The sequence below is a fragment of the Hypericibacter adhaerens genome, from assembly GCF_008728835.1.
Taxonomy (GTDB): Bacteria; Pseudomonadota; Alphaproteobacteria; order Dongiales; family Dongiaceae; genus Hypericibacter; species Hypericibacter adhaerens.
Map to the genome: position 1 here is coordinate 2,234,734 of NZ_CP042582.1, position 14,731 is coordinate 2,249,464.

Sequence of the window (14,731 nt, forward strand, 5' to 3'; positions counted from 1 at the left end):
TGTTCAGTTGGGGCTTCGCAGCGCACCCCGGGCCGGGAACGGCGGCCTTAATCCTATCAGTTGCCGGCCTTCACCAAGTCCCACATCGTCTGCAGCCGCTCGCGCTGCTTCTCCGACATGGGGCCGAGGAAATTGCCCTTCTTCAGATATTCGCTGGGATCGCCGGCCAGCCCGATCGCCTCGAGATCGGCCTTGGGCACCAGCGCCAGCGCCTTCTTGTTGGCATGGCCGTAGCCCCAGTTCTCGACCAGGTTCTTGCCGGATTCCGGGTCCTCGAGGGCGTTGATGAAGTCATAGACCTCGGTGACGGGTGCCGTCGCCGATTTCAGATGCGCGAAGCCGCAGAGCCAGGTCACCAGCCCTTCCTTCGGCTGGAGCATGAAGTCGACCGGCACGCCTTCCTTGCGCAGGTTCTTGAAGCTGTTGGGCCAGCCCCAGGCCACCTCGATCTCGCCCGAGGCCATGGCCTGCTCGAGCTGGGCCGGGTCCTGCCAGATGAAGCGCACATTGCTGCGCAGCGCCTTCATCTGCGCCTCGACCAGCGGATAGTCGGATTCCTGCAGATCGAGCGGGTGCTTGATCCCGGCCAGCACGGCCGTGAGCTGGTAGATCTCGTCGAAGGCGTCGGGGATCGCGACTTTTCCCTTGTATTGCGGGTCGGTCAGGATCGTGAAGCTCTGCTCGCCGATCTTCACCTTGTCGGTGCGGTAGAGCACCGAGGAGGCGCCCCATTCCCAGGGCACCAGCCAATGCTGGCCGTCCAGCACCAGCGCATCGGCCTCGCGCAGCTCGGGGATGATGTCGTTCCAGGCCGCGACCTTGCTGGTATCGATCGGCTGCAGCAGGCCCGCCTCCTTCCATTTCTTGACGTCATGGATGCAGGGATGCGCGACATCGGCGGTGAAGCCGCTTTGCAGCTTGGTGAAGGCCTCGTCGGTGCCGGCATAGAAGGAGAATTGCGGGCCCTCGCCATATTTGTCGGTGTAGGGCTTGCGGAAGGATGGGTCGTCATAGCCGGCCCAGGTGAAGTAGCGCAGCGTCGAGGTGGCGGCGAGGGCGGTCGCGGCGAGGGAGGCGAGGAGGAGGGCGGGCAAGGCCAGCATCGCAAGCCGCGACCCGCGACGGCGTTTGCGATCGGTTCTCTCGATCATGACGTGAATCCCCTGATGACGGACGACAGTCCGGTTCGTTGGCCGGTCAATGGGGGAGCGCGGGCGGGTCCGGACGCCAGCAGCCCCTGTTTTTATCCGGTGTTTCCAGGCTAGGTGCCAGGGCCCCCACCGCCAAACGACGAGTGTTGAGGCAATGGCCCAAATTTTGTTATGGGTCTGTTGGAACAGCCATGCGCCGCCTGCTCAACCTCAACTGGATTCGCAGCTTCGAAGCCTCCGCCCGGCATCTGAGCTTCACCGGGGCTGCGCGCGAGCTGAACATGACCCAGGCGGGCGTCAGCCAGCATATCCGCCTGCTCGAGGGCCAGCTTCGCGAATCCCTGTTCCACCGCCTGCCGCGCGGGCTGCAGCTGACCGATGCCGGCGAGGCCTATCTGCGCGTGGTACGGGAGAGCTTCGACCATCTGACCTTCGGCACGGACGAGATCTTCGGCCACGGGGAGGAGGGGCTGGTGACCGTGCGCACCAACGTCGCCTTCGCCACCCATTGGCTGGCACCGCGCCTGGCGCGCTTCCATGCCCGGTTCCCCGCGATCGCGCTGCGACTGACCGCGGCGGTGCATGGGCTGGACACGGTCTGGGAGGGCGTCGATCTCGAGATCCGCTATGGTCATGACCATGCGACCGGGCTGTCGAGCCAGCCGGTCACGACCGATCGCCTGTTCCCGGTTTGCGCGCCCGCCCTCGCAGGCTCCCTCAAGGAGCCCCGCGACCTGCTGCGCCAGCGCCTGATCCATGTCATCGGCAACCGGCAGGGCTGGACCGACTGGTTCGCCGCCGCGGGCCTGCGCGACGTGACCTTCGACCAGGTGCTGCAGACGGACACCTCCGCCATCGGCCTGGAGCTGGCGGCCGAAGGCGTGGGGATCGCCCTGGGGCACAGCTCGCTGGTGAAGCCGATGATCGCGGCAAACCGGCTGGCGCGGCCTTTCGCTGCCGAGATCGATGCGCAAGGCCCGTTCTATCTGGTGTCGCCGTCCGATCGCCCGATGCGTCCCGAGGCGAGGAGCTTCAAGGGCTGGCTGCTCGACGAGGCTGCCGCCGAGATCGAGGCAGCGGCAACGCCCGCCCGGCGCAAGTCCGCCGCGCCGTCGCCGCGCCGCCGGCGGGCTGCCGGCAAGCGCTGAGGCGGGTCAGACGGCCGTTTCGCGATCGACCAGGATGGCCTGGAGCCGGCCCAGGGCGCGCTTCTCGAGCTGGCGGACGCGCTCCTTGCTGACGCCGAGCTCGTGGCTGAGGTCCTCCAGCGTGGCGCCGTTCTCCGCCAGATGGCGCTTGCGGATGATGATCTGCTCGCGATCCGGCAGCTCGCGCATCGCCGCGGCCAGCCAGCGCGAGCGGGTCTGGGAGTCGAGCTGCGAGGTCGTCTGCTCCTCGGGGGAGGCGCGCTCGTCGGCGATCAGATCCTGCCACTCGCCGTCGCCGTTCTCGCCGAAGGGCTCGTTGACCGAGCAGTCGCGGGCGGACAGGCGGGCGTCGATGGTCTCGATCACGTCGAGCGAAACGTCGAGCTCGCGCGCCAGCAGCGCCGCCTGTTCGGGATTGAGCGTGCCCGCGCCCGATTGGGCGATCTTGGCGCGCAGGCGGCGCAGGTTGAAGAACAGACGCTTCTCCGCATGCGTGGTGCCGACGCGGACCACCGACCAGTTGCGCAGCACATAATCCTGTATGGCGGCCCGGATCCACCAGATCGCGTAGGTCGAGAAGCGCACCTGGCGCTCCGGGTCGAACCGTTCCGCGGCCTGCATCAGCCCGACCGTGCCCTCCTGGACCAAGTCGGCGAAGGCCAGTCCGTACGACCGGTAGCGTGCCGCCTGGGAGATCACCATGCGCAGATGCGCGCTGACCAGCTTCTGCAGGGCGCTTTCGTCGTGATCGTCGGCCCAGGCGCGGGTGAGAACCCCTTCCTCCTCGGCGGACAAGGTGGGCAGCTTCATGGCATAGCGGAGTAGGTTGCGATCCAACCTGTCGGTGCTTGAGCCGGGAACGTTGCCCATGGTTCTCTCCCCTTGATCGATCGCCGCCGTGCGGGCGGCTTCAGGAGGAATGCGGCTGTCGATCGCCGCCCAATCAATGCACCAGGGACAACCGACCCTGGCAAGTTAGAACTTCGCAAAAGCTCACATCGCAATGTCAGGTGGAGACGATTTCCTTCCGCCCCTGAAACTGTCCTCCGCATGTTGCAATCATCCGTCGCCGGCTTGCTGCAACCCGTGGTTTTTTTCGGGCAAATCGGCTGCGGACATGGGTAGGGGGAAATACCTACGACTTTCGTCGCGGAGCGCTGTGCCGCAGCCGCTTTTCTGATTCATCGACAAACAAAAAAACGAGCCCATGGGGGCGAGCGGTGGCGGCCTCGCCCGTTCCGTCCGGCGCGACCCGCTCAAACCCACAGGCGGTGTGGGTGCATTTCATGCCGCCGGACGAAAGTTCGGCGCGCCGGCTGCCGCAACCGGGCGTCGAGTTGCCCATAATTCGCAACTATCGACCTCTTTCTTTTCGGAAAGCGGACGCGGGCTCCGATGACGGCCCTGTCATGACGGCGATGCAATCATGGGCTTTGTGCCCAATTTTGCATCACGGGGGGAAGCCCGGTGCGTCGCTTCACATCGTCGTGAGCGCGCGGGAGGGGTGGGAAGGATCGGGACGCATCGCGTCGTGTCAGTCGCCCGCCACGAACTCCGACCAGGTGCCGTCCGAGTTGATCGACAGCCGCCAGCCGACGTAATAGCCGACCTCGGGACCCTCGATGTACTGGTCCGCGAGCTGTCCCTGGTAGAGTTTCTGGAGCGCGGCGATCTCCTTCTTGGTGAGCCGCTGGTAGGGCAGGTCGGCGGCGCTGGGCCAGGTGAAGACTTCGCCCTCGGCGCCGTTATAGACCGCGCACGGCATCTTCAGCAGGGCCGCCATGATCGGGCGCACATCGTCGCCCTGCTTCAGCAGGCCCTCCCAGTAGGAGATAGGTTCCACATCGTCGCCGACCGAGGCGGCGAAGGCATTGCGATCGATCAGCGGCGAGAAGGCCTGGAAGTCCTTCTGCCCGGCGGCGGCGATGATCGCGTCGCGCGTCTTGGCGACCACGTCGGGAATTTCGGTGCAGCGCACGGCATCCTGCGCCTCGACCGGCGTCGCGAGCAGCAGCCCGAGGAATCCCGCAATCGCAAGCAGCCCGCCTCTCATGCACGAGCCGCGGAATCCAGAAAAAGACATGAAACACACCCCACCATCCCGGCGCCCCGGCTCTCATCCTCCCGGGGCTTGCGGGATCCGTCACCACCCGGCGCCAATCCTATAGCGCCTTGACGTTGCGACCAAGCACGCCGCCTAATTCGCCTCGACAAGAAACGAGCCGGCGGCGCGACCGCCCGGCCGGCGGGGGAGGACGGCCCATGGAACATGTCGAGCGGGCACTGGATCTGCGTTCGGTGCTGGGCGAGGGGCCTCTCTGGCGCGAGGGCGAGCGCCGTCTCTACTGGCTTGATCTGCGCAGCCCGGCGATCTTCCGTTTCGATCCCGCCAGCGGCCGCAACGAGACGCTGGCGGCCAGCCTGCCGACGGGCCTGGGCGGGATGGTGTTCGACCGTCAGGGACGGTGGATCGTGGTCGACGACAGCGGCATACACCGGCTCGATCCGAAATCCGGTCAGCGGGTCGACATCGCGAATCCGGAGGCGGGCCATCCGGAGAACAGCTTCAACGACGCCAAGGTCGATCGCCGGGGGCGCCTCTGGACCGGGAGCTGCAATCAGGATTGGGTCACGCCGACGGGGAGCTTCTACATGCTGGACCCGGCGGGAAAGATCGCCGTCATCGACCGGTCGATCGGTTGCGCCAACGGCCCGGCCTTCAGCCCGGACGGACGCCGCGCCTATTGGACCGACAGCCCCGCGCGCGAGATCTATTGCTACGACATCGATCCCGCGACCGGTGCGGTAGGCCCGCGGCAGAGCTTCCACAAGTTCGGCGCCGTTCCGGAACAGCCGGACGGCATGACCGTCGATGCCGATGGCCATCTCTGGGTGGCGCTCTGGGACGGCTGGTGCGTGGCGCAGATCCGTCCCGATGGCAAGCTGGAACGGCGGGTCAAGCTGCCGGTGCCGCAGCCGACCGCGGTCGGTTTCGGCGGCGAGGGGATGAAGCAGCTCTATATCACGACCGCGTCGCTTGGTCTTTCCGACGAGCAGCTGCGGGCGGCACCGCTTTCCGGCCATCTGCTCGTCGCCGATGTCGGGCAGAGAGGCGTCGTCGAGCCGGATTTCGCCGGGTGACGATCCGCGCGCTGCCAGGCCGGGACTGACTCGCCGAGCGGCATGCGACTGCGATTGCACTTCGTTCGCAGCCGACAGCTTTCTGACAGCAGGATTCTTCACCTTCGCGCGTGATAAGTGCGGTCGCGCGCTCTGCGACCTGTTGGCCATCATCCGACAATCCGCTTGCAGCGTCGTCGATGGCGCTCAACTAATGATGAAGCGCTGATTGTCGCCGTTCGTCATCATCGGAGTGAACTGTGAATCCATCCGTCTCCGTTCGCGTCTGGGATCTGCCCACCCGCGTCTTTCATTGGTTGCTGGCTCTCTCGGTTCTGGTGGCCTATGTCACCGGCGGCGAGCGGGGCACATCCTTCGTCATTCACGTCGGCGCCGGTCATCTGATCCTGCTGCTGCTCCTGTTCCGCCTCGTCTGGGGGTTCATCGGCAGCCCGCACTCGCGCTTCGGCGATTTCATCTTCTCCGCGCGCTCGATCTGGAACTACGTGAAGGGGCTGGCTCGCTTCCGGGCCGGTCACTTCGTCGGCCACAATCCGCTGGGCGGGCTGATGGTCCTGGCGCTGCTTCTGCTGCTGCTGGTGATCGTCGGCACGGGCCTGTCGGCGGCGGCGGCGCGCGGCTACCAGGCGGGATCGCCGCTGATCGCGGCGATGGGCAGCGGCAGCCGCGCCATGGGCGATCTGCATGAGACGCTGGGCAATCTCATCATCATTCTGGCCGGCATCCATGTTGCGGCCGTGCTCGGTCACTGGCTGCTGGCCCGCGAGAATCTGGTACGGTCCATGATCACCGGCCGCAAGCAGCTCGTCCCCGGCACGGAGACCAAGGAGCGGCCCCTGGCGAGCCCTGCCCGTGCCGGCGCCGTGGCCGTCCTGGTGGTCCTGGGGGCGCTGGCCGTGTTCAGCCGGTTCGATGCCGCAACCCTCATGACGCGGCCGGAAAGACCGGCGAGCGAGGCCAGCGACAGCGCCAACCCGTCGGTGGCGGACGATTCCGGCGACGAGCCCGGCGAGACCGCGGATTGATGCGGGAAAAGGCCCCTCTGGCCGCGGGGTCGGCATCGCTTTCCTGCCCATGATATAGTCGCGCCGGCCCGCCTTTCCTGAAAGGCGGGCCGGCGCTGCCATCATCATGCCCACGCAGGAAAGTGAGGATTTGTGGCTGGTCCCATCACCCCGCTCAAGCCCGAGGCGCTTTATCGTCATTGCGATGAAACCGAGCTGCCGTTCCAGACGACGGCGGAGCTCAAGGATATCCATAACATCGTCGGGCAGGAACGGGCCCTCGACGCGTTGGAATTCGGCATCGGGATCCGCCGCCAGGGCTACAACCTCTATGCGCTGGGCCCCGGCGGCACCGGCAAGCACACCATCGCCTTCGGCTTCCTGCATCAGCGCGCGCGCTCCGGTCCCGTGCCGCCGGATCTCTGCTACGTCAACAATTTCGATGTGCCGTACAAGCCGATCGCCCTGCGCCTGCCGGCCGGCCGCGGCAGCAAGCTGCAAGCCGAGATGCGGAGCCTGATCGACGATCTGCGCGTCGCCATCCCGGCGCTCCTGGAGAGCGAGGACTACCGCAACCGCCGCCAGCTCATCGACGAGGCCACCAAGAACCAGCAGGCGGCCGTGTTCGAGGGGTTGCAGGCCAAGGCCGAGCCGAAGGGGATCGCGCTGTTGCGCACCCCGATGGGCTTCGCCTTCGCGCCGGTGCGCGACGGCGCGGCCTTGAGCCCCGAGGAGTTCCAGAAGCTCTCGGAAGCCGACCGCAAGCGCATCGAGACCGATCTCAAGGCGCTGCAGGAGGAGCTCGAGGAGGAGCTGCGCAAGTTTCCGCAGATGGAGCGCCAGCGGCGCGACCAGGCGCGCGAGCTCGACCGGCAGGTGACGAGCGCTGCCGTCGCCAACGGCATCGCCAGCGTCAGGGATCATTTCCGCGACCTGCCGGATGTGGTCGGCTATCTCGACGCGGTCGAGAAGGATATCGTCGACAATGCCGATGCCTTCCTGCCGAGCGACGGCGAGACGCCGGCCGTGCCCGGCGCCGTCCGCCAGCCGCCGGCGGCCCGCGACCGTTTCCGGCGCTACCGCGTCAATCTGCTGGTGGACCACACCCACCAGGTCGGCAGCCCGGTCATCTATGAGGACAATCCGACCATGCCCAACCTGGTCGGCCGGGTGGAGAACCTCGCCGAGCTGGGGGCCCTGATCACCGACTTCACGCTGATCAAGGCGGGCGCCCTGCATCGGGCCAATGGCGGCTATCTGATGCTCGATGCGCAGAAGCTGCTGACGCAGCCTTATGCCTACGAGGCCCTGAAGCGGGCCTTGCGGGCGCGCTCGATCACCATCGAATCCCCCGGACAGGCGCTGAGCCTGGTCTCGACCGTGTCGGTCGAGCCGGAACCCGTCCATCTCGACGTGAAGATCGTCATCGTCGGGAGCCGCGAGATCTACTACCTGCTGGCCTCGCAGGACCCGGAATTCAACGACCTCTTCAAGGTGGCGGCCGATTTCGACGACGACATGCCGCGCGAGGAGGACGCGATCCAGGCCTATGCGCGGCTGATCGCCACGATCGGCCGGCGCGAGGGGCTCAAGACCTTCGACCGCGGCGCGGTGGCCCGGCTGATCGAGCAGGCCGGGCGCATCGCCGACGACAACCAGAAGCTCACCACGCGGTTCGGCGACATTGCCGATCTGATGCGCGAGGGCGACTACTGGGCCGACAAGGCGAAGCGGGACGTCATCGGCGCCGACGATATAGAAACGGCGATCGACCAGCAGATGCACCGTTCCGGGCGCATCCGCGAGCGGTCGCTCGAGGTGATCGACAGCGGCATCGTGCTGATCGACACCGCGGGCAGCAAGGTCGGCCAGATCAACGGCCTTTCGGTCCTGTCGCTGCCGAACTTCTCCTTCGGCAAGCCGAGCCGCATCACGGCCAGGGTCAGGCTGGGTCGCGGCGAGGTGATCGATGTGGAGCGCCGCGTCGAGCTGGGCGGGCCGACCCATTCCAAGGGCGTGCTGATCCTCTCGGCCTTCCTCGCGGCGCGCTATGCCAGCGACCAGCCGCTTTCGCTCTCGGCCACGCTGGTGTTCGAGCAGTCCTATGGCGGGGTCGACGGCGACAGCGCCTCCTCGGCCGAGCTTTATGCGCTGCTCTCGGCGCTCTCGGAGCTGCCGATCGACCAGTCCTTCGCCGTGACCGGCTCGGTCAACCAGTTCGGACAGGTGCAGGCGATCGGCGGCGTCAACGAGAAGATCGAGGGCTATTTCGACGTCTGCCGCCATCATGGGCTGACCGGCAAGCAGGGCGTGCTGATCCCGGCCTCGAATGTCCGCCATCTGATGCTCCGGCGCGATATCATCGAGGCCGCGCGCAAGGGCCAGTTCCGGATCTTCCCGGTCGAGACCATCGATCAGGGGATCGAGATCCTGACCGGCTTTCCCGCCGGCGCCCGCGAGGATGACGGGAAGTTCCCCAAGGGCAGCGTCAACCGACGCGTCGAGGACCGGTTGATCGCACTTGCACAGCAACGCCGCCGTTTCGGAGCCGGTGACGGCGCCGAAACGGGGCAGGAGGGTAGAGCATGACCGCGGAACGTGAGATCGCAGCCGTCCGGCGCATCCTGGTGGCGCTCGACGCCTCGCCGGAAAGCATGGCGGCGCTGGAGCAGGCGGCAAGCCTCGCCGTGCGGCTCCAGGCCGAGCTCGAGGGGCTCTTCATCGAGGATGAGGACCTGATCAACCTGGCGCGCCAGCCCTTCGCCCGCGAGGTCTGCCGCCTGACCAGCGCGGTGCAGAGCTTCGACGTCGCCAGGCTGGAGCAGGATCTGCGCAACCAGGCCGGCATGGCCCGCAACGCGCTCAGGCAGAAGGCCGAAGCCTTGCAGCTGCGCTGGTCGTTCCACGTCGTGCGCGGCCGGATCGAAGGGGCGATCGAGGCCGCAGCCGGGTCGGCCGACCTGCTGGCGATCGGCCGGCGCCGCCAGCCGATCGGCGGCGAGGCGCTGGGGCGGACCTCGACCAGGATGGCCAAGCGCCTCGGCTGCTCGGTGCTGATGGCGATGCCGTCGCAGCCGCCGGCCCAGGCCCCGGTTGCCGTCGTCTTCACCGCCTCGCCCTGTGGCGACGCGGCCCTTGACCTGGCGCAGCGCACCGCGCGCGAGGAGGGGCGGCGCCTGCTCGTGATCGTCCAGGCCAAGGACAAAGCCGAATACGAGGCGCGCAAGCGCCTCATCGAGGAAGGGATCGGCCGCGATCCGAAGCGGATCCTGATCAAGCCGGCCATCGGTCCGGACGGCAAGACGCTGCAGCAGGCCCTCGAACGCGAGCAGCCGCAGCTCCTGGTGCTGGGCTGCGACCTGGCCGGCCAGTTGCCGCCCGAGCTGGCGGAGTTCGCGGCGGCCTCCAACTGCCCCGTGCTGGTGATGCGGGGCTCGCTCTAATCTGACGGAGGACGGCGGCCCGGGCTTGCCCCGAGGCCGCACCCGTCGAACTCGCGTCGAAGGAAAAGCGATGGCCAAGCAGCAGACGAATCCACAGCCGGTGGATGCGGCGGTGACGCCGCGTTTCGGCTCGATCCCGACCTTCATGCGGCTGCCGCATCTGAAGGACCCGAGCCAGCTCGACATCGCGCTGATCGGCGTGCCTTGGGACGGCGGCACCACCAACCGCGCCGGCGCCCGGCATGGCCCCCGCGAGATCCGCAACATGTCGAGCTTCATGCGCAAGGTCCATCATGTGAGCCGCATCGCGCCCTACGAGCTCGCCCGCGTGGCCGATCTCGGCGACGCGCCGGTCAACCCGATCGACCTGATGGACAGCCTGGCGCGGATCGAGAGATTCTTCGCCAAGGTCCATGCCGGCGGCTGCATCCCCCTTTCGGCCGGTGGCGATCACCTGATCACCCTGCCGATCTTCCGCGCCATCGCGGCGAAGCGGCCGATCGGCATGATCCATGTCGACGCGCATTCCGACACCAACGACCGCTATTTCGGCGACAACAAATACACCCACGGCACGCCCTTCCGCCGCGCGGTGGAGGAGGGGCTGCTCGACCCCCGGCGCGTCGTGCAGATCGGCATCCGCGGCTCGATCTACAGCGCCGACGACATGGAATTCGCCGAGAGCTCGGGGATGCGCGTCATCTATATGGAGGAGTTCGCCAGGCTGGGCGTCGAGAAGGTGATCAAGGAGGCGCGCCGCGTGGCGGGTCGCGGCCCCACCTATATCAGCTTCGACGTGGACGGGCTCGATCCGGTCTATGCGCCCGGCACCGGCACGCCGGAGATCGGCGGGCTGACCACGCTCGAGGCGCAGCATCTGCTGCGGGGCCTGCAGGGGCTCGACCTGATCGGCGGCGACGTGGTCGAGGTCTCGCCGCCCTTCGATCCCTCGGGCAACACGGCGCTGGTCGGCGCCACCGTGATGTTCGAGATCCTCTGCCTGCTGGCGGATGCCGTCGCGCGCCGGCGCAAGCCGCCGAAGAAGCGATGAACGCGTTCTGAAGCCGCCTCAGGCGCCGCGCTTCGGCCAGAGCCCCAGCATGGCTCCGGTGACGAGCGCGGCGGCGACCGTCACGCCGGCATCGATCCAGGCGGCCGGCCAGATCGCGGGAATGAAGGCGTAGTGCAGCAGCACCGCGCTGCCGGCGAAGGCGATGCCGGTGAAGAGGCCCAGGGCGAGGCCCTGTCCCAGGCCGCGCCGGCCCGTTGCCGCCATCAGCCAGGCGAGGCCATAGGCCGAGAGCAGGCCGCAGCCGATCGCCACCGCGAACCGCCATTGCCGGCCCTGCATCTGGTCGGGCGTCATGCCGAGACCTGCGAGCCAGGCGGGCCCGAACAGGAGATGGTACCAGACGAACCCCACGACCTGCTGCAGCACAACCGCCAGCAGCACCGCGAAATGGTTGATGCGTCCCATGAGCTCCACCCGCCTCCCGTCCTGATCGCGCGAGGTTCATAGCATGATCGGCAGCGGCGGCGAACGCGCCGGCATGTCGCGGTTCCGGTAGGCCGGTCCGCGCCCGGGCCTGAGACTCGGGAGCTTCGAGATCCGGCACGGTTCCCATTCCTACGCCATGGCAAAGCGCTCTAGAATTGCCGATCCACGGCATCGAATCGCGGGCGCCCCATGGCTTTGCCGATCATCATCGACACGGATCCCGGCCAGGACGATTGCATCGCCATCCTGCTGGCGCTGGCCTCGCCGGAATTGCAGGTGCTGGGGCTGACCACGGTCGCCGGCAACGTGTCGGCACCGCAGACGGCACGCAACGCCCTGCGCATCTGCGCGCTCGCCAAGCGGCGCGACCTGCCGGTTTTCGCCGGCTGCGAGCGGCCGCTCCTCAACCAGCCCTATCACGCGCCGGAGATCCACGGGGAGTCGGGGCTCGACGGGGCGCATCTGCCCGAACCCCGCACCAAGCTGCAGCCACGCCACGCGGTCGACTGGCTGGTCGAGACCCTGATGAGCCGCGACGAGCCCACGACGATCGTGGCGGTGGCACCGCTGACCAACATCGCGATGGCGCTGCGCCGCGAGCCGCGGATCGCCGACAAGATCAAGAGGCTCGTCATCATGGGGGGCGCGCTCCGGGTGGGCGGCAACATGACGCCGGCCGCCGAGTTCAATGTCTTCGTCGACCCGCATGCGGCGGCGATCGTGTTCGACAGCGACATCGATATCGCGCTCTTCCCCCTGGACGTGACCTGGAAGGTGCGGGTGCGGTACGAGCATGTGGAGCGCCTGCGCGCCGCGAAGGGCGCCGCCGCCCATACCGTCGCCGACCTGATGGATTTCTATCTCGGCACCGAGGCCATGGCCCAGAGCGGCCAGGACAAGGGCGCGCCGCTGCACGATGCCTGCGCCATCGCCTGGCTCATCGACCCGACGCTGTTCCGCGGCTCGCGCCTCTCGGTCCGGGTGGAGACGGGCAGCCCGCTCACCCTGGGCCAGACGCTCCCCGACTGGCGCGGCCTCTGGGACCGCCCCGCCAATGTCGAAGCCTTCGAGGACGCCGACGCGCCCCGCATCCTCGACCTGCTGATCCAGCGGCTGGGAAAGCTGTAGCGGGAGATCATCGCCGCACACACCCTCTCCGCGCGAAGCGGGGAGAGGGAGGGTGAGGTGCTGGTGAGATCGAGGGTTTGCAGGTACCCCTCACCTCGCAAGAGGGGGCGAGAGGGAGGTTAAGTCCTCACAAATACCACTCATACTCCCGCGGGATGATCTCGCTCAGGATCTGCTCGTGCTCGCCGCGCTTCACCGCAGCGTAGATCTGGAGATAAAGCGGATGGATCGCTTGGCGGAGGACCGTGCCCTGCTCGAGCCGGTCGACCGCCTCCTGCCAGGTGAAGGGGATGTCGGGATCGACCTCGCCGCTGACATTGCGCGAGGGCGCGGGCGCGCCGGGATCGAGCCGGTTCTCGATGCCGTGCTGGATCGAGGCGAGGAGGGCGGCCGCCACCAGATAGGGGTTGGCATCAGCGCCGGCGACGCGATGCTCGATGCGCCGCGCCTGGGAAGAGCCGCCCGGGATACGGAAGGCGACCGAGCGGTTCTGCGCGCCCCAGCTCTTGTTCACCGGCACGAAGCGGTTGGGGCCGTAGCGCCGGAAGGCGTTGAGGTTCGGGCTGCAGATCGCCATCGCCTCGGCCATCGCCGCCTGCAGGCCGCCGACCGCATGGCGCAGGGTGGCGCTGCCGAGCTCCGATCCGTCGTCGAACACATTGCGGCCCGCCTTGTCGAGCAGGCTGACATGGATGTGGGTCCCGCTGCCGTTGCGGTCGAGGAAGGGCTTCGACATGAAGCTCGCGCGCATGCCATGGCGCTGGGCCACCGCCTTGATCACGCGCCGCTGCAGCACCGCATGGTCGGCGGCGAGGAGGGGATCGTCCACATGGTCGAGATTGATCTCGTACTGCGCCGTGGCGAACTCGGTGCAGGCGACGGAGCTCGGAATGTTCTGGGCACGGCAAGCGGCGTCCACCTCGGCGAGGAAGCTGCCGAAGGCGTCGAGCTCCTCCATCGAGTTGGTCTGCATGCTGGCGAGGCGCTGCCGCGTACCGGGCTGGATCGGCGATTGCGGGCGGCCCAGCGCATCGGGCGCCGGATCGAGCAGGTAGAATTCGAGCTCGAAGGCCATCATCGGCTTGAGACCGGTTTCGGCGAAGCGCTCCGCCGCCAGCCGCAGGATCTGGCGGGGATCGACGAAATGGGGCGGGCGCTCGCTGCGCGCCTGCGTCATGAGCAGCTGCGCGCGCGGCTCGGCCGCCCAGGGAACGGGCGCCAGGCTGCCGGGCACGGGATAGGTCACGCAGTCGGGATCGCCGTCGCTGAAGCCGCGCCCGCAGGGATCGACGGAATCGCCGGTGGCGTAGAGGATGTAATGCGCTTCCGGCATCTGCATGCCGCCGCTGTAGAGCTTGCCGGCCTTCGCCGCGGGATAGCGTTTCCCGCGCACGAAACCGTTCAGATCGACATAGAGCGCGTCGACGAAGCGCGTTTCGGGACGGGCACGCAGATAGTCCTGAAGCTCGGTCGTGGGCAGGCCTTCATCCATGATGAACCCGGTATGAGTGGCGAGAAGGCCGGCACTCTACCGGGAAGCGCCGCCGCCGACAAACAGCTACCCCTCGCGGGGTAGTGGCCGGCCCCCACGTGACGCGCCAGGACTTTGCGCTGTCCCCGAGCCCAAGCGGGCCCGGGGCAAACGGATCGCTTTCGCGAACGAGCTCTTATTTGCCGCCGAGCGGATCGGGGCCGAAGCGGTTGTCGCCGACCGTGCCGCGCAGGAAGCCGCACTCGATCAGCGCCCAGAGCGAACCGATGATGGGGACGAAGTTGATCAGGATCCACCAGGCGCTCTTGTTGCGGTCATGCCAGCGCTTTCCCTGGATACAGATCGCGGGATAGATCAAGACCAGACTGGCGATGATCGTGATCGGGCCGTAGCCGGTCGTGGGGTCGGCCAATCCCAGAACGGCATCGAGCACTCCGGCGATGATGCCGATGATGATGAAAGCCACCACGCCGAACAGCCAGTATTTGGAACGGTTGATTCTGCCATTGAGAGACAGGTAGAGCCACTTCAGGTCCTGATTGGACGGTGCGGTCACGGACGGCACGGTAGCCATGATTTGAACTCCCCTGATTGCCCCGAGATGAATCCCCTAAGGGGTAAGGGAGATAATAATCCTGACCAGGGAAGCCGACAATGAGCGGCCCCTCGGGACATCCCCAATTCGCGTCGGGTTGACCGGACGGCTAACCAGCGCGATTCTCATTG

General features: G+C 67.3%; 13 protein-coding genes. 7 read left to right on the forward strand and 6 right to left on the reverse strand.

The window, feature by feature from the left end; genetic code table 11:
* Positions 1-56: 56 nt before the first annotated feature.
* Positions 57-1,151, reverse strand: a complete 1,095-nt coding sequence (locus FRZ61_RS09745) for an ABC transporter substrate-binding protein (RefSeq protein WP_151117023.1) — start codon at positions 1,149-1,151, stop codon at positions 57-59.
* Between the two features lie 191 nt (positions 1,152-1,342).
* On the opposite strand from FRZ61_RS09745, the gene FRZ61_RS09750 reads away from it, so the two are divergent.
* A complete protein-coding gene (locus FRZ61_RS09750; protein WP_151117025.1) occupies positions 1,343-2,299 on the forward strand; it encodes a LysR substrate-binding domain-containing protein in 957 nt (318 codons plus the stop codon).
* A gap of 6 nt (positions 2,300-2,305) precedes the next feature.
* Here the strand turns inward: FRZ61_RS09750 and FRZ61_RS09755 are convergent, their stop codons facing one another.
* Both FRZ61_RS09755 and FRZ61_RS09760 read right to left on the reverse strand, forming a co-directional pair.
* Positions 2,306-3,169, reverse strand: a complete 864-nt coding sequence (locus FRZ61_RS09755) for an RNA polymerase factor sigma-32 (protein WP_151117027.1) — start codon at positions 3,167-3,169, stop codon at positions 2,306-2,308.
* A gap of 664 nt (positions 3,170-3,833) precedes the next feature.
* On the reverse strand, positions 3,834-4,352 hold the full coding sequence (locus FRZ61_RS09760) for a hypothetical protein (protein WP_151117029.1): 519 nt from the start codon (positions 4,350-4,352) through the stop codon (positions 3,834-3,836).
* Positions 4,353-4,561: 209 nt separating this feature from the next.
* Between FRZ61_RS09760 and FRZ61_RS09765 the strand changes: the two genes are divergently transcribed.
* From FRZ61_RS09765 to speB, 5 genes are all read left to right on the forward strand, one after another.
* On the forward strand, positions 4,562-5,440 hold the full coding sequence (locus FRZ61_RS09765) for an SMP-30/gluconolactonase/LRE family protein (RefSeq protein WP_151117031.1): 879 nt from the start codon (positions 4,562-4,564) through the stop codon (positions 5,438-5,440).
* Positions 5,441-5,679: 239 nt separating this feature from the next.
* Positions 5,680-6,465 (forward strand): cytochrome b/b6 domain-containing protein, encoded by a 786-nt coding sequence (locus FRZ61_RS09770; protein WP_151117033.1) that lies wholly within the window; start codon positions 5,680-5,682, stop codon positions 6,463-6,465.
* Between the two features lie 132 nt (positions 6,466-6,597).
* Positions 6,598-9,033: a Lon protease family protein gene (locus tag FRZ61_RS09775; RefSeq protein ID WP_151117035.1), complete on the forward strand. Its 2,436-nt coding sequence runs from the start codon at positions 6,598-6,600 to the stop codon at positions 9,031-9,033.
* Positions 9,030-9,887, forward strand: a complete 858-nt coding sequence (locus tag FRZ61_RS09780) for a universal stress protein (RefSeq protein ID WP_151117037.1) — start codon at positions 9,030-9,032, stop codon at positions 9,885-9,887. The genes FRZ61_RS09775 and FRZ61_RS09780 overlap by 4 nt, the downstream gene beginning before the upstream one ends.
* Before the next feature lie 70 nt (positions 9,888-9,957).
* Positions 9,958-10,938, forward strand: a complete 981-nt coding sequence (gene speB, locus FRZ61_RS09785; protein WP_151117039.1) for an agmatinase — start codon at positions 9,958-9,960, stop codon at positions 10,936-10,938.
* A gap of 18 nt (positions 10,939-10,956) precedes the next feature.
* On the opposite strand, the gene FRZ61_RS09790 is transcribed toward speB, so the two are convergent.
* Entirely contained in the window at positions 10,957-11,364 is a 408-nt protein-coding gene (locus FRZ61_RS09790) for a DUF1761 domain-containing protein (RefSeq protein WP_151117041.1), read from the reverse strand.
* 210 nt (positions 11,365-11,574) lie between these two features.
* Here FRZ61_RS09790 and FRZ61_RS09795 point away from each other — a divergent pair, with 210 nt between their 5' ends.
* On the forward strand, positions 11,575-12,513 hold the full coding sequence (locus tag FRZ61_RS09795) for a nucleoside hydrolase (protein WP_151117043.1): 939 nt from the start codon (positions 11,575-11,577) through the stop codon (positions 12,511-12,513).
* 127 nt (positions 12,514-12,640) lie between these two features.
* Here FRZ61_RS09795 and FRZ61_RS09800 read toward each other — a convergent pair whose 3' ends face one another.
* Together FRZ61_RS09800 and FRZ61_RS09805 are read right to left on the reverse strand one after the other, a co-directional pair.
* A complete protein-coding gene (locus FRZ61_RS09800; RefSeq protein ID WP_151117045.1) occupies positions 12,641-14,005 on the reverse strand; it encodes a glutamine synthetase family protein in 1,365 nt (454 codons plus the stop codon).
* A 175-nt stretch (positions 14,006-14,180) separates the two neighbouring features.
* A complete protein-coding gene (locus tag FRZ61_RS09805) occupies positions 14,181-14,579 on the reverse strand; it encodes a DUF805 domain-containing protein (protein ID WP_151117047.1) in 399 nt (132 codons plus the stop codon).
* Positions 14,580-14,731 lie beyond the last annotated feature (152 nt).